Below are 22808 nucleotides of genomic sequence, written 5' to 3'. Positions count from 1 at the left end.
GCTGGCTGGGCCGTGGCGCACTCGTCACCTCTCTCGCTCTCCTGCCGCAAGTCGTGGCTCCCCCGGGTTACGACTTCGCCGCGCAGGCCCAGTCCCAGACTGTCCGTAAGCCGCTGGAGGACCGGCTCGAGGCGAAGACCGACAAGGTGGGCGTGCTCAAGCCCGGCACGTCCAAAGCGCCCAAGGACAAAGCCGCGTCGGCGTCCCGCGAGACCCGTGAGCGGCTGCAGAAGGCCGCCTGGCCGAAGCCCGGGAAGGCCACCGCCGCGGTCGCGGCGACCGGCAGGGCCGCCGTCACGGTCGGCGGGCTCGGCATGACGCTGACCCAGCAGCCCGCTGCCCCGGCAGCCAAGTCGGCGAAGACCGGGAAAAGCACGAAGGCCACCGGTCCGGCGGAAAAGGTGGCGCTCGGCGTCCAGTCCGAGTCGGCCGCGAAGAAGGCGGGTGTCAACGGCGTCCTCCTCACCGTGGACCCCGCCGGAGCCGCATCCGAGGGCTTCACCGGCGACAGTGACCGGCTCCGGGTCTCCCTGGACTACTCCTCCTTCAACGATGTCTACGGCGGCAACTTCGGCCCCCGTCTGCACCTGGTGACTCTCCCGGCGTGTGCGCTGACCACTCCGCAGAAGAAGGCGTGCCGCACCCAGACCCCAGTGACGGGCGCGGACAACGACACCAAGTCCCAGACCCTGACCGGCACCCTCCCCGCCAGCACGCTGAAAGCCGGCACCCCGATGCTCCTGGCAGCGGCTGCCGACAGCTCCGGCGGCGGGGGCGACTACGCCTCCACCCCGCTGTCCCCCACCGCGACCTGGGAAGCCGGCGGCAGCACGGGTGACTTCACCTGGAACTACCCGCTGCGGGTTCCTCCGGCAACGGCTGGCCCGGCCCCCAGCCTGTCGATCTCCTACAACTCCGCCTCGGTGGACGGCCGCACGGCCGGGGAGAACAACCAGACCTCGGTGATCGGCGAAGGCTTCTCGATGACCGAGTCCTTCATCGAGCGCAAGTACGCCCCCTGTAGGGACGACGGCCAGTCCGGCAAGGGCGACCTGTGCTGGAAGTATGCCAACGCCACCCTTGTCCTCAACGGCAAGGCGGTGGAACTGGTCAACACCTGCGCAGACAAGGCCGCCTGCGACACCGCAGCCCTGTCCCAGGCATCTGGCGGCACCTGGAAGCTGAAGAACGAGGACGGCACCCGTGTCGAGCACCTGACCGGAGCCACCGGCAATGGCGACGACAACACCGAGTACTGGAAGGTCACGGACGCCTCCGGCAACCAGTACTTCTTCGGCAAGCACCGGATGCCCGGCTGGAGCGACAACGGCACCGCAGCCGACGATCCGGTCACCAACTCCGTATGGACCGTGCCGGTCTTCGGCGACGACTCCGGTGAGCCCTGCTACAAGTCCACCGGCTTTGCCGACTCCTTCTGCAATCAGGCGTGGCGCTGGAACCTGGACTACGTCGTGGACACCCACGGCAACGCCTCCACGTACTGGTACACCCCGGAGACGAACTACTACTCCAAGAACGCCGACACCGCCGTCAACGGCACCGGTTACACCCGGGGCGGCTACCTCGACCGTATCGACTACGGCCTGCGCAGCGACCTGATCTACAACAAGCCCGCCGCCCAGCAGGTCAGCTTCGACTACGCCGAGCGCTGCGTCGTCTCGGGCGGCTGCTCCAGCCTGACCAAGGACACCAAGGCCAACTGGCCCGACGTGCCCTTCGACATGATCTGCGCGGCGAGCACCAAGTGCACCACCCAGATCGGCCCGGCCTTCTTCACCCGCAAACGCCTCACTGACATCACCACCTCCGTGTGGACCGGCAGCGGCACCACCCAGCGGGACGTCGACACCTGGCACCTGGACCACAGCTTCCCCGACACAGGTGACGCCTCCTCGGCGAGCCTGTGGCTGAAGTCCATCCAGAACACCGGCAAGGCCAACACCACCACGGCCGCCATGCCGGCGATCGTCTTCGGCGGCATGCAGCTGTCCAACCACGTCGAGGGCAGCGGCCCTGACACCCTGCGCTACATCAAGTGGCGCGTACGCACCATCAAGTCCGAGACCGGCTCCACCCTCACGGTCAACTACTCCGACCCCGACTGCATCTGGGGCACCAGCATGCCGGCGGACGTCGACAAGAACACCCGCCGCTGTTATCCGGTCAAGTGGTCCCAGTCCGGGGCGACCCCGGTTACCGACTGGTTCCACAAGTACGTCGTCACTTCCGTCTTCCAGGACGACCCCTACGGCCACGGTGACACCGGCGAGAAATACTACGACTACCAGGGCGGCGCCGGCTGGGCCTACGCCGACGACGAGGGCCTGACCAAACCGTCCAACCGCACATGGTCCCAGTGGCGCGGCTACGGCAAGGTCGTGGAGACCTCCGGCGACACCGACGGGGGCCCGCGCTCCAAGAAGTCCACGCTCTTCATGCGCGGCCTCAACGGCGAGAAGGAACTCGACGGCACCGCCCGGGTGGAGAAGGTCACCGACTCCACCGGCACGGCCATCGACGACACCCGCCAGTACGCCGGCTTCGTGCGCGAGACCATCGTCTACAACGGCACCGAAGAAGTCAGCGGCACCATCAACACTCCCCTTTCGTACAAGACCGGCAGCCACGCCTACAGCTGGGGCACCACCGAGTCCCGGATCGTCCAGGCCGGCGAGACAACCACGCGCACCAAGACCTCCACCGGCACCCGCACGGTCAAGCAGAAAACCACGTACGACCCCGTCTACGGCGTACCGATGACCGTCGAGGACAGCGGCGACGCCGCCAAGACCGGCGACGAGTCGTGCGTGAAGACCAGCTACGCCCGCAACACCTCTGCCTGGCTCGTGAACACGGTCTCGCGCACCGAGACCTACTCGGTAGCCTGCGCGACCACCCCGGTGGTCCCCGACGACGTCATCTCCGACATCACCACGGCCTACGACGGCCAGACGGTCGGTGTGGCCCCCACCAAGGGCGAAATCACCTCCTCCTACCGGGTCGCGAGCTACGACGCCGACAAGAAGCCCGTCTACCAGCAGGTTTCTGGCACCACCTACGACAAACTGGGCCGCCCGCTCACAGCGACCAACGCCCTCAACCAAACCGTCAAAACCACCTACATCCCCGACGACACCGGCTATGGCCCGCTGACGTCCAAGACCACCACCGACCCCAAGCTGTACAGCACCGCCACCGAGGTGGACCCTGCCTGGGGCACGGCCACCAAGACAACTGACGCCAACGGCAATGTCACGGAGTGGTCTCTCGACGCACTCGGCCGTCTGAAGTCGGTCTGGAAGCCGGACCGCTCCCGCACGCTGGGCGACGCTGCCAGCATCGGCTACGCCTACAGCATCAACAACGACAAGGAGACCTGGGTCCGCACCGACGCCCTCAAGGCCGACGGACAGACCTACAACAGCTCCTACGAAATCTTCGACGGCCTGCTGCGCTCCCGCCAGAAGCAGACCCCCGCGCCGAGCGGCGGCCGGGTGATCTCCGAAACCCTCTACGACGACCGCGGCCTGGCCTACATGGCCAACAGCCAGATCCACGACGACAACGCCCCCTCGGGCACCCTGGCCAACACCTTCACCGGCTCCGTCCCCGCCTCCACCGAGACAGTCTTCGACGCCGCCGGCCGCGCCACTGAATCGATCTTCCGGGTCTACGGCCAGGAGAAGTGGCGCACCAAGACCGACAACCAGGGCGACCGCACCGCCACCACCGCCGCCGAAGGCGGCACCGGCACCCTGACCATCACCGACGCCCGCGGCCGGACCACCGAACGCCGCGAATACGGCAGCCCCGTCCCGACCGGCAGCGACTACACCCGCACGCTGTACGAGTACACCCCCGGCGGCCAGCTCAAAAAGGTGACCGGCCCGGACGGCGCGGTCTGGACGTACGACTACGACCTGCGCGGCCGTAAGACCACCTCAACCGACCCCGACAAGGGGAAGGTCGACACCAGCTACAACGATGCCGATCAGCCGCTGACGGTCACGACCACTCTCGACGGCGCCTCCCGCACTCTGATCACCGACTACGACGAGCTCAACCGCAACATCGGCACCTGGGACGGAGCGAAGGACAACGCCCACCAGCTGACCAAGTTCACCTACGACTCACTGGCCAAGGGCCAGCCGACCGCTTCGATCCGCTATGTCGGCGGCACCACTGGCAAGATCTACTCCCAGGTTGTCACCGGCTACGACGCCCTCGGCCGTCCCAAGGGCACCAAGACCGTCATCGCCGCCACCGACCCCCTCGTCACCGCCGGCGCGCCCCAGACCTTCACCAGCTCCACGGTCTACAACATCGACGGCACTGTCCAGAACACCTCCATGCCCGCGGTGGCCGGCCTGCCCGCCGAGACCGTCACCAACAGCTATAACGACCTCGGCATGCTCACCGGCACCGACGGCATGACCGACTACGTCCAGAACATCGGCTACTCCCCGTACGGTGAGATCGAGGAAACCCGCCTGGGCACCTCCACCGGCGCCAAGCAGTTTCAGATCCTCAACCAGTACGAAGATGGCACCCGCCGCCTGTCCAACACCCACACGGTCGACCAGACCAACACCGGGAACACCAGCGACGTCGACTACGTCTACGACACCTCCGGCAACGTCAAGTCGGTCACCGACAAGGCGTCGGGCAAGGACACCCAGTGCTTCGCCTATGACGGCTACCGCCGCCTGACCGAAGCCTGGACCCCGACCTCCAACGACTGCGCGATCGCCCGCTCGGCGACCGCCCTGGGTGGACCTGCGCCGTACTGGAGCAGCTGGGCTTACAAGCCTGGCGGCCTACGCGATACCCAGACCGAGCACAAGGCCACCGGTAACACCGCCACCACGTACGGCTACCCCGCAGTCAGCTCCTCCGGCGCTGGCCAGCCTCACACCCTGACCTCGGTCACGGTCAACGGCGGCACCGCGAAGCCGTACGCCTACGACGAGCAGGGCAACACCACCAAGCGCTATGGCCTCACCGGCACCGCGCAGAGCCTCGTCTGGGACATCGAAGGAGAACTCACCCGCCTCACCGAAGGCACCAAGACCACCGACTACCTCTACGACGCCAACGGCGAACTCCTGATCCGCCGCGGCCCGGCCAAGACCGTGCTCTACCTGGCCGGTCAGGAACTCCACTACGACACAGCCGCCAAGAAGTTCACCGCTCAGCGCTACTACCCCGCCGGCGATGCCACCGCCGTCCGCACCGAGGCCGGCCTGTCCTGGATGGTCGACGACCACCACGGCACCGCCTCAATGACGGTGGACGCCACCACCCAGGCCGTCACCCGCCGCTACACCAAGCCCTTCGGCGAAGCACGCGGTGCAGCCCCGTCGGCCTGGCCCGACGACAAGGGCTTCCTCGGCAAACCCGCCGACACGGACACCGGACTCACCCACGTCGGCGCCCGCGAGTACGACCCGGCCACGGGACGCTTCCTGTCCGTCGACCCCGTCCTGGCCTCCGACGACCACGAGTCCCTGAACGGATACGCCTACGCCAACAACACCCCTGTCACCAAGTCCGACCCCACCGGCCTCCGGCCGATCACCGATTGCGACCGGGGGTGCAGCGACGGCAAGGGCGGCAGTTACCACGACAACATGGTCATGGGCCCGAACGGGACCTGGGTGTACGTCAGCTCAAAGCAATACACCCAGACGTTCCAGTATCAGAAGGCAGGCGGCGGCACCGGTAGCGGCAGCATGACCGTCACCGTCCGCACGGTCGGGGGCGTCAAGTCGGCGACAGTGGTCTTCAAGAAGGGACCCGACCCGAAGCCCCAGGAAAAGGAAGGATGGCAGTGCAAGTCCTGCTGGGCGATGGGAACGAATCCCAACTACGACCCGAACGCCAACGACCTTCCCGACACCGGCAAGCTTGCAACCTGGCAGAAGGTCGTGCTGGGAGTCGTCATGGCTGTGGCGGCGGCCGTAGTCGCAGCGCCGGCCGCTGTGGCTGTCGGACCAGAGATCAGCGCAGCATGCCTGGTCAATCCTGGTGGTTGCGCCGAAGTGGTAGCCGAAATAGGAACAGGCGGCGCCGCAGGCGGAAGCTTGCCATCTGGCAGCATATATGGGGGCGCGGCAAATGCCGCCAACGGGGCCCGGCTTGCGAAACAGCTAGAGTACGAGGTCGATGCAGCCGCTGCCGCCAAGATGTTCACCAAGGACGGTGACCTCACTGCGGAGACCATCGCGCGTTCCCCGAAAATCCAGGAGGGCACCCAGATGGGGAACACCCATCTGCAAGAGTACTTCGAGGCGCACGGCGGTAGTGAGCAGTGGGGTAAATACGCCACTCCGCGGCTCAACATCCCTGGAGGCGAGGGAACTTTCGACATCCATTTCTATAGAAATGAAGTGAGTGGAGAGATGTACTACTACGACTACAAGGTGAAGCTGGGCGGAGGGCGGAGAAGGTGAGAGTTCGCTATCTTGGCGCCCCGGAATCTCCTCCCAACCCGGTCGACGGCAGATACCACTTCATTCCGGGGAGGGAATACGTAGTGCTCGAACTGCATGTACGGAGTGACGGTTCTTCCTCTCTGCGAATCGAGCACTCGCCAGGCGACCTTGCCGGCCTGTACAGCGGAAAGTACTTTGAGCAGGTCTCTGGCGGCATCCCTTCTCAATGGAGCGTGGAGATCCATCCGCGAGGCGGGCTGAGCATAGGGCCGAAGGATTGGATCGCAGGAGATTTCTGGGAGCGCATGATGGAGCGTGACCCGGAAGCGGAGGCTGCCTTCGAGGTGACACGCGACGCGATCGTGGCCCAGGATCCGGCCGCCTGATTCAGCCAGTGCGGGTGACCCGGGTGAACGCCGAGGCCATCCCGTAATATCCGCCGGACCCGGCGCGGACTTCCTCTCCCCGGAGGATGGCCGCGCCGGGCGCAAGGCTTTCCCGCCCGCCTTAGTACCACAGCCGGACTTCTGCGTTTTTGCAGGTCAGGGCCGTTCTGGGAAGCCGGTCGGGCTGATGGAGTGTCAGTTTGTGGAGGGTCTCGTACGGCGCTCACCTGGCAGGATGTCGGCGTGCCGCCTGTCGGCGCGCGTATCTTCGGTGACGGCCGTGGCGAAGTCCGGCTGTAGTACTAGTACTCCAGCAGTACTTCGTGGCTTGACCTGGGGAAACGTCGAGCGGTGGGAGTGTAGCGGGCAAGACACTGAGCTGTTTCAGAGTGGCCACTGATCGGGTGACGCCGACGGGGTGCGCAACGCACGAGGCTCCCGTGCCGTTGGGGGAGGTGTTCGAAGTCTCAACCCACAGGCACAGGAGCCGCGTTGGTTCCGTATTCTGCCGCACTCGACCTGCCGCATGCCCTGGTCGAGTGGGTCACGATGCTCATCGTCACTCGCGAGGGTGACCGCCGCTGCAAGCTCCCGCCGCACCAGCGTGCGCTGGTCGGCCTGGTGTACCTGCGCCGGCACGACACCCTCGCCCAACTCGCTGCCGGCTTCGGCATTTCCGTCGGCACCGCCCACGCCTACACGACAGCTGTCATCGACCTGCTCGCCGGCCGCGCGCCCGGCCTGCTGCGCGCCCTGCGTGCGGCCGACCCCGACTACGTCCTCCTCGACGGCACCCTCGCGGAGTGCGACCGGGTCGGCGACAGCCGGGCTGACTTCTCCCACAAACACCGACGCCACGGAGTGAACGTGCAGGTCGTGACCGACCCGGCCGGGCGGCTGCTGTGGATCTCGCCCGCTCTGCCCGGCCGCGTGCACGATCTCACCGCGGCCCGCAACCACCGGATCATCAGGATCTGTGAGCGCCAGGGCATCCCGGTCCTCGCCGACCGTGCCTACATGGGCGCCGGACCATGGGTGACGACAGCCCTCAGACGCTCGCCGGGCCGCGACCTCACGCCCACTCAACAGACCGTCAACCGTGCACTGTCCGCAGCCCGGGCACCGGTCGAACGAGGCATCGCACGCCTGAAGTCATGGCGCATCTTCCGCAGATCCCGGTGCAGCCCGAATCGAATGACGTCAATCGCCGCCGCCGTCCTCGCCCTGGAGCGGCAACGCTGAAAACGCTCAGTCACCCGCCGAGCCTTCAAGCCCTACGGCGAGACCCGCGGAACCAAGCCGACCAGCTGGCCGAACCAGCACACCTACCTCGGCGTCGGCATCGACGACACCAACACCGGCCTCACCCACCTCGGCGCCCGCGAATACGACCAGAACACCGGCCGATTCGTCTCCGCCGACCCTGTCTTCAACCTCGCCGACCCGCTCCAGATGAACGGGTACGCCTACGCCAACAACAACCCGGTCACACGAAGCGACCCCACCGGCCTCGAAAGCTGTGGTCCTGCCAACCCCAGCTGCAGCGCGGACAATATCGAGTCCATGAACAAGGGTGGGGGCGGCGGGGCGGACGCCAAGACCGACGACAAGGGGAAGGACAAGCAGGGTACGACGGTCGTCCGCAACGGAGGACAGTCCAACGTGGCGACAGCCTGCACTGGCGCGGCCGTGGGGGCGATGAAGAACCCGCACGATGTTGCGGTTTGCAAGACCGGACAGGCAGCTGCTGAGTGGGCGACAGCCCACAACATCGACGGGTACGTCACCGTGGATATCGGTGATGGCTCGCAGTCAACCAATAAAATTCCGGAAGGTCATCGAAAGAAGACGGACGGTTCGGACGGTGAAGCGGACGTCATTCTCTGGGCCAAGGACCGGGTCTACATCTGGGAGGTCAAGCCCAGGCCGGGGAAGGACAAAGACGATACGTACGCCTACGTGGACGGACCGAGGCAACTCAACAACTATGTGAGCAAGCTGAGGAAGTACTTGCGGAGCCAAGGAGATGGGCGAGCCGTCCAAACGGGTCCTTTGATCGCCAGGAAGGAATTTACGTGGACCAGGTATAGGGGCGCAGTGTGGTCCAGGAACGACTACCCGGGAATGAGGTATTACGGCCTCAACGACGACGATGACGACCCGACTCCGCAGCCCAGTCCCGGCCCCAGCAGTACCGATGCGCCTGTAGGAGAGCCGACTCGTACCCCGACGTCTGAGCCCACTCCCTCGGCTACCGGGACATATGGTCCGTCTTCGCCGGCCGGGGCCTATGCGCCCGACGCCAAGGGATACGGCCTTGCCGCAGCGGTCGCGGGCACTATCTGGGCAGCGGTGGCCGGTGCGGGGAACGTCTTGTCCAAGGGGCCGAGCTGCCTATTGGGCGGCATGTGCTGAACGGCGTCTGTCCATGCGCCACCACGTATCGTGGGCGGTGGCTCCGGAGAAGTGGGCGAACCTACGCGAGAAGGATGAGAAGCGGATGGACGTGTACATCGAGGTGACCCTCGACCCGCTCGGCACGGCCGAGCGGGGAAAAGCGGTGGTTGCCTGGTACGAGAGGGCGCTGTCTGGGCTTCTTGGTGAACTCGTCCAGCAGGAAGAGTCTTCTGGCGTCTACACCAGGACGTCCGTCCAGCAATCCGAGGGCAGCCGCAGTATCCGCATGCCTCATCTGGGCAGCAATCGCAGCCGACTGAATGAGGAGCTGAAGAAAAGTCCGGAGTGGGCTGTTACGGAATTCTATGGTGAAGATGTCCTCGGCCGCGTGCAGTGTTCCTATTTTCCGGTAGAGGGAGAGTGGTCGAAGTTCGTCGTCGCTCTCCGGGCGGGATCATTGAATTTGGCAGATGCGGAGTTCTGCACAGCACTTGTTGATTTCCTCGTGTCTGCGCTCCACGACCTGAATCCGGCGTTCGCTCGCATTGAGCACGATGTCTTTTCGGATTGGTCAAACGTTGAGGTCGCCCTAATGCGCGATCTCGACGAATCCCTCCCCGGGGACCGGGATTTCCTGCGTGGGTACGCATGGGTGACGGTATGTCCTCAGGAGCTGGCGACCCGACTGGGCGGTCAGGAGGCGATGGAGGCGTCGGGGGCCTTTTATCGCGTGGTTCCCCTGGAGGGGGGCGGGGTGCTTCTTCAGGCCTCGGAGACGTCGTCCGGATACACGGACCGGGTGATGGAGCGGGTCTTCGAGGTGCTTGCTCCTGTGCTGCCGGGTGGTGAACCCCACGCGGACCCGGCCCATCCCAATGTTCGTTTCGTCCCACGAGACGCAGCATGGGCACACTGAGTCATCTCGGGCCGAGGATGGGCGAGTGTTCGGCGAGCAGGACACAGTCGCGGAGGTGCCCAGGCTTGAGCGCGACGGTGCACGACGACGCACCAAGGTTGTGCGGGCGTACGTGACGCCACCGACATCCTCGTTGGCGCTCGCGCCCCGCGGATGAGCCCAACAGGCTGAGGAAGCGCACTACCAGGCGGATCTCTGCGTTTGCTGGGCCCGTTGCCTCGAAGTCCTTGCGCGCCCCCCTCGCGATCGTCATGATCGTGAGCATGTCTGGGGGGCCGAGCGAGCTGATCTTGACCGATGGCGGTCTGCCGTCCATGTTTCGTTCCGCGGACGCAGCCTCTCTGGCCGGTCAAGCGGATACGGTCCGGTGGTCCTCTCTTCAGCTGTCGATGCTGGTTGCCGGAGCCGTTCTGGGCGGCGTCGACATCCATCTCGGCAACGGCCTTGACCTGGGCGCTCTGGGTCAAGGCCCGCGGAGCCGGGTTCGACAAGGCCGCCTTCGCCATTGACTGGGGTCGCTGCCAGGCCACATGTCCCCAAGGCGCCGTCAGTCGCGAGTGGCGGGCCCTTGCGTATCAGCGGCCACGACTACATCCAGGTCACGTTCGGCAAGGCCACTTGTCTGGCCTGCCCGGTGCGTCCCCAGTGCGCGGACGCGGTCAGTGGTCCGCGCTCACTCGCGCTGCTGCCCACCCGCGAACTGCATGAGATCCAGCAGCACAACCGTCTCGATCAGCGCACCGAGGACTGGCAACGCCGGTACGCGATCCGCGTCGGCATCGAAGCCACCCTCTCCCAGAACGTCCGCGCCCACGGCCTGCGCCGAACACGCTACCGAGGCCTGCCGAAAACGCACATCGGGCACATCCTGACCGTACTGGCCTGCAATGTCACCCGCATCGCCGACTGGATCGCCGAACCGACCCGCTCCCGGCGGGCACCCAGTCACTTCCACGCCCTCTGCACCACCCTCAGCTGACCCCCACAAGATCGCCAACAGAGTCACGGTGTTGCACGACAAGGGACACGATCCAGGATTTACCTCGTCGTGTTGAGGCTCGCGCTCACGGAGTCGCGCACGACGCTGGGTAGATCACCTCTCGAACGCGGCACCAAACACCTCTTGTTGGGGTTTCTTAGCTTGCATTGAAGTGAACGAACGGAACCTTTGCCTGCGAATTGGTATCTAATTGCTCGACCTTGGAAGATTCCTTACGCATCGGCTGAAGTGGCCCTGCCAGGCTTCTCGATCGCCAAGTGTTTGTGATTGGTGAGTCAAGAACCTAGGGGTGGGTTGTGGGGGAGCGCGGGGGAAGACGTGTGCGGTTGGTGCGTACGGCGTTGTTGGCCGCAGTGGTTCTGGTGATGCAGCCCGTCGCGGCGGCAGCCATGAATCCGGCGGTGGCTGCTGGTCAGTCTGACGGTTCCACCACTCCGGCATCTCTGTCTGCCGAGGCTGCCGCATCGCAGAAGGCCGCGGCGGACGGTTCTCCGGTCGAGGTCACCGCCGATCGCACGGAGTACGAGACGACGTACGCCAATCCGGACGGCACGACGTTCACGCAGGATCAGTCGACCGTGCCGGTGCGGGTGCGGCAGAGCGACGGTTCGTGGACGGAGCCTGACGCGACCCTGGCAGTTCGGGCGGGCGGGAGCGTCGGCCCGAAGGCGGCGGTGGTGGACCTGGCGTTCTCCGGCGGCGGCGAAGGCTCGGGGCTCGTGGACATCACCAGGAGCGGCAAGTCGTTGCGGCTGGGGTGGCCGGGGACGCTGCCGAAGCCGACGCTGGACGGAGCGAACGCGGTCTACGCCGATGTCCTTCCCGGCGTGGACCTGCGGATGACGGCGACGACCGAGGGCTTCCGCGAACTGCTGATCGTGAAGACCCCAGAGGCGGCCGCCGACCCGATGCTGAAGAAGGTCGCCTTCTCGCTCCAGTCCGACGGGCTGACTGTCGCGCCGACGAGCGGTGGCGGGATGACCGCCGTGGACGATGATGCGCGCCCGGTGTTCGCTGCTCCCCCCGCACTGATGTGGGACTCACAAGGAGATACGGCTACCGCCGGGGCAGTCACGCAGCTGGAGCGGACGGCGGCCGTCACTTCGACTGTCAGCCCGTCCCCGTCGGCAACCACGGATCCGTCCACCGGCACGAAGGACGACGGAACCGCGGGGCCGGGCGACGGCGACGCATCAGCAGTTCTCCCGGTGCAGGTCAGTTCGGACTCGCTGACCGTGGTTCCGGACGCGACCCTGCTCGGCAACACCGACAGCGGCGCGTTCCCGGTCTACATCGACCCCAGTGTCGGCCTGGACCAGACGGCCCACACCTATCTGCGCTCGGACGGTGTCTCCGACTTCAACTGGAGCAACGGCAGCAACAACGAGGGAAAGGGCACGGGCCACTGCTCCTCGTGGAACGGGTACTACTGCGGTCCCGGCTACACCGAGCGGCTGTACTTCCAGTTCTCGCCGAGCGGTCTGGCGGGCAAGAAAGTGCTGTCCGCGACGTTCAGGGCCACCGAGAGCTGGTCGTTCACGTGCGATCCGCGCTGGGTCGACCTGGAGCGCACCAGTAACATCTCGTCGTCCACCACCTGGGCCACCCGCCCTAACAACCTGGGGACGATGGCGAGCCACGACGTCGCCGCCGGCCGGAGCTCGCTGTGCGATCCCTCGCAGCCGCCGGCTCCGATCGAGTTCACCGGTTCGAGCCTGACGACCACGGTCGGGAACTTCGCGGCAGGCAAGTTCTCCCGGCTGACGCTGTTGGTGAAGGCCCGGGACGAGACGGACACCAGCGCCTGGAAGCGGTTCCGGGACGACGCGGTGCTGTCGGTGACCTATGTGGGGCTTCCCGCTGTGCCGACCAAGGCCGGCATCGTACAAAGTGGTGGCGTTACTTGTGAGAACGATTCCACCACTCCCGATGTGATCGGCAGTCCCACCCCCAGCCTGACCGCGAGGGTGTGGACCACGACAGGCGGTGGTAGTGGGGCGAGCCTCCGCGCGCATTTCTACATCCAGCAGCAGAGCAGTGCCGGCACCTGGTCGGTGGCGACCGAGCCGGTGCGGCCCACCAGCGGCTACGTCGGCAACGGCGTCGTGCTCACCTACCCGTCGCCGATCGCGCTGACCGAGGGGACTCTGTACCGGTTCGCGGTGTTCAGCCGCTCGTACTACGACAGTGGTGACAGCTATCTGGAGTCGCACAGCACGGTGACCACCCAGGACTGGTGCTACTTCAAGGTGGACACCACCGGCCCGAAGGAACCCACGGTGACCTTCGCGAGCGGAAGCCCCTACTCCGTGTGCACCGCCAACGCGTGCACTCCAGGGGGCGGCCCGGGCGTGCAGGGGCAGTTCGCCTTCTCCCCGGCCTCCGGAGACACGAACGCCGCCTATGAGTACAAGCTGGCCAGTTCCACCGCCTGGTCGAAGCCGGTCTCCGGGAACACTCCCACCGCGGGGATCACGCCCCAGGTGGCGGGCACGCAGCAACTGCAGGTGAAGGCGGAGGACAGTGCCGGGCGTTGGGGTCCGGCGGCGATCGTGAAGTTCAACGTCGCTGAGGGCAAACCGGCGATCGGCCGCTGGCACTTCGACGACGCGGCGCCGGGCTCCGGCGCGACCACCGCCACGGACACGGCGACGGAAGGCACGCGGCACGCGGCAACCCTGTACACAACCGGATCCGGCTGGTCGTCGCTGGCCCGCAGAGGTGACGGAGACCGGTCCCTGTGGCTGAACGACACCTCTGACGCCACACGCCATTCCGGGTACGCGGCCACCGCCGCTCCGGTGGTCAACACCCAGTCGTCGTTCACGGTCTCGGCCTGGGCCTACGTGGCGGACACCTCCGACTACCCTACGGTCCTGTCGGAAACCGGCAGCGACGGCTCCGGGTTCGCGCTGTACTACTCGCCGGGCGCCCAACGGTGGGTGTTCCTGTGGAACTGGTACGAGGGCGGTGTCCGCAAGTACCTGGGCGCGAACGCCGACGCGGCCGGAGTCCCGCTGAAGACGTGGACACACCTGACCGGCGTCTACAACTCTACTGCGCGCACCCTCTCCCTGTACGTCAACGGCCGTTTGCAGGGCTCGCCGGTGGCGCTGCCCATCACCTCGGACGCCACGGCCTCCGACGGCACCCTGCAGTTCGGCCGGGCCAATTTCAGTGTGGGCACGCCCAGCTATGTGAACTACTGGCGCGGCCGGATCGATGAAGTGGCGGTCTGGCAGCGGGACTTGACACAGGAGGAGAACGGGATCGCCACCGAGGACCGGCTCCTGGACTCCGACGGCAAGGCGAGTACGGAGCTGATGGGAGCCTGGAACCCCGATGGTGCCACCGGCACGACACTGGCGGACTCCACCTCCGGATACGGCCGCACCCTCACGCTGTCCGGTGGGGCCTCCCTCGACGGCGAGGGAATCGTCCTGAACGGAACGGACGGCGCGGCCACCGCTCCGGGGCCGGTGCTGGACGACACAGCCTCGTTCACCGCCACCACCTTGGTCGATGTGGACAGCGACGCCCTGTTGACCAAGGCTGCCGGCTACAAGGCTCAGGTCGTCGGCCAACGGGGCGCGGACGGATCCGCGTGGGGCTTCTGGTACCAACTGAACAGGTTCGACACCGATCAGGACACCGGCGCAAAGATACCGGTCGGCAAGTGGTACTTCGGCCGGCTGAACAGCGACAACAGTTTCACCGGCGTTGTCTCCGACGAGAACGTCGAACTCGGCAGCCCAGTACGGATGACCGGCACGTACGACGCCCCGTCCGGCACCATCCACTTCTATCTCGGCCCGGACGAGAACGACGCCGACACCACCCATTCCTACACGGCGGTAGCAGGATCCGACGACTTCGCGGCCGGTGAGGGATACGTCGGCGGGGCGTGGGCCCACTATCTGCCAGGAAAGATCACCGACATCAGGCTCTGGGCCGGTGCCATGGCCGACCAGCAGCAGATCATCGACACCGTTGGGGACTGATCCACTCAAGTCCCGTTGTTTCCAAACGATTTGGCGTGCATGGGTGGCCCGCGCAGCGGTCCCGTGACGCATACCCGGCACACGTCGTCCCACCCGGCTTGATTGCATGGAGGTCCCGTCATGAAAGCCCGCTGGATCCGCAGCGCCCTGATCCGCGGTGTGCTGACGCCACGGCGTGCCCAGGCACGGGGACGGAACGCACAACGCGGCCGGACCCCGGTGGTTGCGACGCTGTCCATGGCACTGATGGCCTCGGCCGGGCTCGCAGCGCCCATGGCCCAGGCCGCAAGTGCCGGTCTGGGCAAGCCGGTTGTGCCCAAGCAACGGGTCGACAAGGTGCGGACGAACTCCGATCCGGGCGCGAAGCAGGCCCGCGCCCGGATCGCGAGAACCAAGGCCGCCAACGCGGCCCAGGCCAAGCGAGCACGGACACCACAGCACATCGCCTGGCCCACCGCGGCCACCACGACCGGACGGATTCCCGGGCACGGCACGAAGACGAAGCTGACAGCCGGGGGACTCCCGGTCACGGTCGCCCCGGTCAAGGGGACCGACACCGCGACCGGCCAGGTCCAGGTGCGGGTCCTCGGACAGCAGCAGGCGAAGGACGCCGGCATCAAGGGCGTACTGTTGACCGCGGCGGCCACGGAGCCGGGTTCAGCCCAACTGACCGTCGACTACTCGTCGTTCGCGGCGGCCTACGGCGGCGACTGGTCGGGCCGCCTGCGCCTGGTCCAAATCCCTGCCTGCGCCCTGACCACTCCGCGGAAGGCCGTCTGCCGGACCCAGATACCGCTCGGCTCACGCAATGACGCCGGCGGGCAGACATTGACGGCCAAGGTCGGTCTCGGAGAGGCGGGCGATGCCGGCGACGCGGGCCGGACATCGCGGACCTCCCTGTCGGCCGCCGTCACGACCGCCTCGGCGACCGTGCTGGCCGCGACCGCCGCCACCGGGGAATCGGCCTCCGGTTCCGGCAACTACGCGGCCAGCAAGCTTTCGGCGTCGGCCAGTTGGGAGGCGGGCAGCGCATCGGGAGCGTTCACCTGGTCGTACCCCCTGAGCACTCCGCCGTCCGCCGCCGGCCCGGCCCCCGATCTTTCGCTGTCCTACGACTCGGGAAGCATCGATGGCAGGACGTCGTCGACGAACAACCAGGGGACGCAGGTCGGTGAGGGCTTCGAGGATGTCGGGTCCTCCTACGTCGAGCGGTCCTACGGCTCGTGCGACGACGACGGCCAGGACGGCAAGTACGACGAGTGCTGGAAGTACGACAACGCCTCGCTGGTGCTGAACGGCAAGTCCACCGAGCTGGTCAAGGACGACACCAAGGGTGTCTGGCGGCTCAAGGACGACGACGCCTCCACGGTCACCCACTCCACCGGTGCCGACAACGGCGACGAGGGAGACTCCGGTATCGACGGCGCTGGCGAGTACTGGACGGTCACCACGGGCGCGGGCACGAAGTACGTCTTCGGCCAGAACAAGCTGCCCGGCGCGGACACCCAGCGCACCAACTCCGTATGGACGGTACCGGTGTTCGGGGACGACTCCGGCGAGCCCGGATACTCCCACGGAACCTCCTTCGCGGGCCGCGCATTGAACCAGGCCTGGCGCTGGAACCTGGACTACGTCGTCGACCCGCACGGCAACGCGATGTCGTACTGGTACACCTCCGAGACCAACTACTACGCCAAGAACGGCGCGACCACCGGCACCGCCCAGTACACGAGGGGCGGTCACCTCGACAAGATCCTCTACGGCCAGAATAAGGACACCCTGTTCACCGGCACCGCCTCGAACGAGGTCACCTTCGACTACACCGAGCGGTGCACCGCGTCCGACTGCTCCTCGCTGACGTCATCGACGGCGTCCAACTGGCCCGACGTGCCGTTCGACTCGGTCTGCGCGTCCGGCGCGGACTGCAACGCGAGCGGCCCGTCGTTCTTCACCCGTAAGCGGCTGACCGGCGTCAACACCCTCGCCTGGTCGGCAACCACGAGTGCCTACACGGCAGTTGACTCCTGGGCGCTCACCCAACAGTTCCTGGACCCCGGAGACATCGGGAAGGGTGCCGACAAGACCCTTACCTTGGCGAGCGTCCGGCACACCGGCAAGAACGGCACCGCCATCACCCTGGACCCGGTGACGTTCACCTACCAGATGAGGCCCAACCGGGTCGACTCGTCCTCCGACAACATCCTGCCGCTGAACCGGCCCCGCATCACGGGCATCGTCTCCGAGACCGGCGCGATCACCAGCGTGACGCTGTCCGACCCGGAGTGCGTGGCGGGCTCGAACATGCCGTCGTCCGAGGACAACGACACGATGAGCTGCTACCCGACCTACTGGCACAAGAACGGCGCCACCGAGGCCACCCTGGACTGGTTCAACAAGTACCGCGTGCTGGACGTCATCACCTCCGACCCCACCGGGTACGGCCAGACGACGGAGAACCACTACAGCTACTCCGGCCCGGCGTGGCACTACTCCAACGACCCGCTGACCCCGACCGACGAACGCACCTGGTCCGACTGGCGCGGCTACCGCACGGTCACGTCCGTCAAGGGCGCGGCCGGCACCACCCAGTCCAAGACCGTGTCCGTCTACCTCCAGGGCATGGACGGCGACAGACAGAAGGACGGCACGACCCGCTCCGTGTCCGTCCCGGGCGTCGGCTTCACGGGCCTGACCGTGCCGGACCAGACCGACTACGACCGCTTCTCGGGCTTCACCCGTGAGCAGATCACCTACAACGGCACTACTCCCGTGTCGGTCACGGTCAATGACCCCTGGTCCCAACTGACCGCCAGCCAGCAGAAGTCGTACGCCAACATCGAGGCCTACTTCATCCGCACGTACAAGACCCAGACCTCGACCTACCTGACGGCATCCTCCGCCTGGCGAACCAGCAGTGCGACGACCACGTACGACAGCTACGGCATGCCCACCGCCGTCTACGACGCGGGCGACACGGCCGTCACGGGTGACGAGACCTGCACCCGGACCTGGTACGCCCGCAACGACAGCCTCGGCATCAACTCCCTGGTCTCCCGTACCCGGGTGGTCGGCCGCGCCTGCACCACCGCCGAGACCGACCTGAGCCTTCCCACCTCGTCCACCAGCCGCGGGGACGTGCTTTCCGACACGGCCACGGTCTACGACAGCACCACCGCGACGGCTTGGACGGCTTCGCAGACACCAACCCTGGGCGATGCCACGTGGACCGGACGCGCCTCCGCCTATCCGGCGACGGTCACCAGCGGCGAGCGGTACCCGACCTCCTGGCAGACGGTCTCCAAAGGCACGTACGACACTCTGGGCCGCACTCTGACCGCGACCGACGCGACAGGCGACTTCACCACCACGGCCTACACCCCGGCCACCACCGGGCCGGTCACCAAGATCACGATCACCAATCCCAAGAGCCAGAAGAGCTACACATATCTCGACTACGCCCGCGGCTCCGTCGTGATGTCCTATGACGTCAATAGCAAGTTGACCGAGTCCACTTATGACGCCCTGGGCCGAGTGACGGCCGTCTGGCTGCCCAACTGCTCCCGCGCCGACGCGTACGGTCCCAACTACACGTATGCCTACTCGGTCACCAACAGCGCCACACCGTGGGTCTCCACCTCGTCCATCCGCGGCGATGGCGTCTACAACACCAGCTACACGATCTACGACTCGCTGCTGCGGCCACTTCAGACCCAGTCCCCGACGGCGAACGGGGGCCGGCTGCTGACCGACACCCGCTACGACAGTCGAGGCCTGGCCTACGAGACGTACGCCGACGTCTTCGACTCCTCCACCACGCCCTCCGGCGCATACGCGCAGGCCGTCTACGGCGGGGCGCCCAAGCAGACCGACACTGTCTTCGACGGAGCCGAGCGTCCGACCACCAGCACGCTGTACGTCTACGGCGTCAAGAAATGGTCCACGACCACCAGCTACACCGGTGACTCCACCGCCACCACCGCCCTGACCGGTGGATCCGCGGTGCGCACTATCACCGACGTCTTCGGCCGCACCACGGAACGCCGCGACTACTCCGGCACCGACCCGGCCGACACCGACTACGGCGCGGGTGTCGGCGCCGCCTTCACCAAGACGAAGTACAACTACACCCGCGACAGCAAGCCCGACACCGTCACCGGGCCGGACAACGCCAAGTGGTCCTACACCTATGACCTGTTCGGCCGCCAGGTCACGGCCACGGACCCGGACGAGGGGATGACCACCACCTCGTACACCGACCTGGACCAGATCGCGACCACCACCGATTCCCGCAACTCCACGCTCCTCTACGGCTACGACGTACTCGGCCGCAAGACCGACGAGTGGCAGACGTCCAAGACCGACGCCAACAAACTCGCCCACTGGGCCTACGACACCCTGCTCAAGGGCCAGTTGGACTCATCGACCCGCTATGTGGGCGGAGTGTCCGGGACGGCCTACACCAAGAAGGTCACCGCCTACGACAGCCTGGACCGGCCCACGACCACGCAACTCGTCCTGCCGTCCACCGATGCGCTGGTCAGCTCGGGAGCGGTCGCGGCCACCTTGAGCTTCTCGACGCACTACAACCTCAGCGGAACCCAGCAGTACATCTCCGAACCCGCGGCCGGCGGCCTGTCCGCGGAAACCGTCAGCACCGACTACAACGCGGTCGGCCTGCCCACCGCGGTCAGCGGCGCCAGCGGTTATCTCCTAGGGGCCGGCTACTCCGCCATCGGTCAGACCGACCAGCTCACCCTCGGCACCTCCTCGGCCGCCGGCACGAAGAAGGCCTACATCACCAACATCTGGGAGGAAGGCACCGACCGCCTCAAGCAGTCGGCCGTAACCGACCAGACCCACAACTACGAACTGCAGGAACTGAATTACGGCTACGACGACGCGGGCAACGTCACTTCCATCACCGACCCCACCACCCTCGGCGGCACGGGCAAGGCCGATGACCAGTGCTTCACCTACGACGGCCACCAACGCCTGACCGAGGCATGGACCCCCGCCACGGCCGACTGCTCCGCAACCGGCCGCACCACCACGAACCTCGGCGGCGCATCGCCCTACTGGACCTCGTACAGCTACACGGACAGCGGCCTGCGTTCCACCGAGACGACCCACACGTCAGCCGGCAGCAGCACCAAGAACTACTGCTACAGCAGCGCCACCCATCCCCACGCGCTGACCGCCACCACGCTGTCCCCGTGCACGGGAGTCACCGCCACCTACGTCTACGACGCGACCGGCAACACCACGACCCGCCCCAACGGCACCGACACCCAGAGCCTCACCTGGACCCCCGAGGGCCAACTCGACACCCTCACCGAGAAGTCCAGCACCGGCACCACGAAGAGCACCACCAGCCATGTCTACGACGCCGACGGCACCCTGCTGATCCGCCGCAACGCGAGTGGGGAGAGCGTCCTCTACCTGGACGACGGCACCGAGGTGCACCTCGACACCTCGACATCGACCGCCAAGTACTGGGCGCAGCGGTACTACAGCTCGGGCGGCCAGACCATCGCCCTGCGCACCAACAAGACCGGCACCCAGACCCTCAGCTGGCTCGCCGGCGACCAGCACGGCACCAACAGCCTCTCTGTCGACGCGACCACCCAGGCGGTCACCAAGCGTTACTTGACCCCGTTCGGCGCCGCACGCACCGGTGGCACCGGTGTCTGGGCCGACGACAAGACCCTCCTCGACAAAACCACCGACCCCACCAGCGGCCTCACCTACATCGGCGCCCGCGAATACGACTCCACCACCGGCCGCTTCCTCAGCGTCGACCCCGTCCTCGACACCGGCGACGCCCAGTCGCTCAACGGCTACACCTACGCCGACAACAGCCCCGTCACCCTCTCCGATCCAACGGGGCTCGAAAGCTGCGGCCCGAACAGCAGCTGCTCCTTGGACAACATCAAAAGCATGAACAAAACCAAGCCTCACAAGAAAGATTCCAAGGGAAACAGCGGAACCTCCTCCTCGGACAGTCAAGGGAACGTCACGGGCGATAGCGAATGGATCAGCGGGACAACGCTTTCGTCAAACGATGCAACACGCTTGGGGAGCTCGTACTACCAGTTCGGAAGCAACAAACTGGCCAGTACGGCAGGCGGATACTGGTTCCCTCAGACCAGCATCTCCGGTAAGTCTCAAATTGTATGTTACGGCCGTCTTGCCTGTAACCACGCGTACGAGTACTACCTCGCTCACCATGACGATGTGGCCGGGGCAAAGAGGATTGCTGCCACCTACTGCCTTTCCCATGCAGCCCAATGTGATAGTGACGCCCGAGTCTGGGAACGGACGCAAGAGCTGGGCAACGAAGCGGTCATGGCGATGGGTGCCGGTGAAGGGGCCGGGCTGGGAGAAGCAGCAGCAACCTGCAGTTTCTCTCCGGAGACGCCGGTACTCATGGACGGGGGAAAGACCAAACCCATCGGCAAGATCAAGACGGGCGACCGGGTCCAGGCCGCAGACCCCAAGACCGGCAAACGCCAAGGCGCACACACGGTCCAGCACGTGTGGATCAACCACGACAACGACCTGCTCGACCTCACGATCCGCACCGAGGACGGCCACACCGCCACCCTCCACACCACCGCCAACCACCCCTTCTGGGACGACACCCTCCACATCTGGGTATCGGCCGGCGAACTCCACAAGGGCGACGCTCTCAACACGGCCACCGATCACCACGCCTATGTCGTCGCCGCCCGCCCCACACCCGGCACCGCCAACCGCTGGAACCTCACCGTCCAGCAACTCCACACGTACTATGTGCTGGCAGGCGAGACGCCGGTGCTCGTTCATAACAACAACTGTGATGTTACTGGCCGAGGGCTTTGGCAGTTGACCACAGAAGGCTCGACGAAACTCCTAAAGGGAGGTCCGTTCAAGACCACCTTCTATAAGAGTGCCTCGGATGGTACCTGGTGGACTCCGGACGTGACAGGCCACGGTAAATCGGCGTTCAAGGTCTATCGGGAGACCAGTAAGGGTCTTGAATGGATTTCGGATGCCGATGAATACGGCGACTACATGCCGGACAAGTGGAAGGGCGATACGGGGAAATTTATACCGAACAGCAAATTGCGAGGCGTCAAGGGATGATTGAGACCGCCGACGAGTTCGTACGGCTGCGCAACAGCTCAGATCCACAGGAATACCGCAGGGCGGCAGTTGAGGAGATGCCTGCGCAGGTATGGATGGAGGTCGTCGATCGATATCCGGAAGAACGGGTGGCAGTTGTCCAGAACAAGACGGTGCCGTTGGCTGTTCTGGAAATGCTGATCGACGACCCTGATGCTCGTGTCCGTTTCATGGTGGCCATGAAGCGGAAACTTTCACCGGACCTTCTTGAGCGCCTGGCTCACGATGTGGACGAATCGATCAGAATGAGGGTTGCGCAGCACAGGAATACGTCGAGGGAGACATTGGAATCCCTTCGGCACGACCCCTGGAGCGAAGTTCGCGTGGCTGTGGACGACCGACTGGGCGGCGCCGGTAGCGATCTCCATTGAGATGAGTCGATCGGCCTGAAGGGCCCCACCGAGTTGTGTTTCGGTGGGGCCCTTCAACGATTTGACGGCAACGTCAGCGGACGACGGCTGTGGTGGATGGGTCGTCGGGGAGGTTGGC

9 protein-coding genes and 1 pseudogene are annotated in these 22808 nt (G+C 65.9%); all 10 read left to right on the top strand.

The window, feature by feature from the left end:
* The first annotated feature begins 53 nt into the window (after positions 1–53).
* The 10 genes and pseudogenes from OG226_RS01945 to OG226_RS01905 all read left to right on the top strand — a co-directional run bounded on the left by OG226_RS01945 (position 54) and on the right by OG226_RS01905 (position 22690).
* Positions 54–6473 (top strand): RHS repeat-associated core domain-containing protein, encoded by a 6420-nt coding sequence (locus OG226_RS01945; protein WP_329347533.1) that lies wholly within the window; start codon positions 54–56, stop codon positions 6471–6473.
* A gap of 83 nt (positions 6474–6556) precedes the next feature.
* Entirely contained in the window at positions 6557–6841 is a 285-nt protein-coding gene (locus OG226_RS01940; RefSeq protein ID WP_329347532.1) for a hypothetical protein, read from the top strand.
* Between the two features lie 492 nt (positions 6842–7333).
* Positions 7334–8083, top strand: coding sequence for a transposase family protein (locus OG226_RS01935; RefSeq protein WP_329347531.1), 750 nt, complete (start codon positions 7334–7336; stop codon positions 8081–8083).
* Between the two features lie 3 nt (positions 8084–8086).
* Positions 8087–8377, top strand: a pseudogene (locus tag OG226_RS51470) (RHS repeat-associated core domain-containing protein); the annotation flags it as partial.
* Positions 8378–9341: 964 nt separating this feature from the next.
* On the top strand, positions 9342–10154 hold the full coding sequence (locus OG226_RS01925; protein ID WP_329347530.1) for a hypothetical protein: 813 nt from the start codon (positions 9342–9344) through the stop codon (positions 10152–10154).
* A gap of 251 nt (positions 10155–10405) precedes the next feature.
* On the top strand, positions 10406–10663 hold the full coding sequence (locus tag OG226_RS51465; RefSeq protein WP_443066979.1) for a hypothetical protein: 258 nt from the start codon (positions 10406–10408) through the stop codon (positions 10661–10663).
* 59 nt (positions 10664–10722) lie between these two features.
* Positions 10723–11133, top strand: a complete 411-nt coding sequence (locus OG226_RS01920) for a transposase (protein ID WP_329347529.1) — start codon at positions 10723–10725, stop codon at positions 11131–11133.
* Positions 11134–11474: 341 nt separating this feature from the next.
* Entirely contained in the window at positions 11475–15155 is a 3681-nt protein-coding gene (locus OG226_RS01915) for a LamG domain-containing protein (protein WP_329347528.1), read from the top strand.
* A gap of 120 nt (positions 15156–15275) precedes the next feature.
* The gene (locus OG226_RS01910) at positions 15276–22280 is read left to right on the top strand and encodes a polymorphic toxin-type HINT domain-containing protein (RefSeq protein WP_329347527.1); all 7005 of its coding nucleotides are present in this window, start codon (positions 15276–15278) and stop codon (positions 22278–22280) included.
* The gene (locus tag OG226_RS01905) at positions 22277–22690 is read left to right on the top strand and encodes a hypothetical protein (protein ID WP_329347526.1); all 414 of its coding nucleotides are present in this window, start codon (positions 22277–22279) and stop codon (positions 22688–22690) included. The genes OG226_RS01910 and OG226_RS01905 overlap by 4 nt, the downstream gene beginning before the upstream one ends.
* Positions 22691–22808: the final 118 nt, after the last annotated feature.

It is taken from the genome of Streptomyces sp. NBC_01261, from assembly GCF_036226385.1.
Classification (GTDB): Bacteria; Actinomycetota; Actinomycetes; order Streptomycetales; family Streptomycetaceae; genus Streptomyces.
Note: the sequence above shows the minus strand (reverse complement) of the source record. Positions and strands in the feature narration are given on the sequence as shown.

What these genes read in the sequence shown, in the direction of transcription:
- OG226_RS01905 (WP_329347526.1), top strand. Translation starts at nt 22,277, where the DNA reads ATGATTGAGACCGCCGACGAGTTCGTACGGCTGCGCAACAGCTCAGAT.
- OG226_RS01925 (WP_329347530.1), top strand. Translation starts at nt 9,342, where the DNA reads ATGGACGTGTACATCGAGGTGACCCTCGACCCGCTCGGCACGGCCGAG.
- OG226_RS01910 (WP_329347527.1), top strand. Translation starts at nt 15,276, where the DNA reads ATGAAAGCCCGCTGGATCCGCAGCGCCCTGATCCGCGGTGTGCTGACG.
- OG226_RS51465 (WP_443066979.1), top strand. Translation starts at nt 10,406, where the DNA reads ATGATCGTGAGCATGTCTGGGGGGCCGAGCGAGCTGATCTTGACCGAT.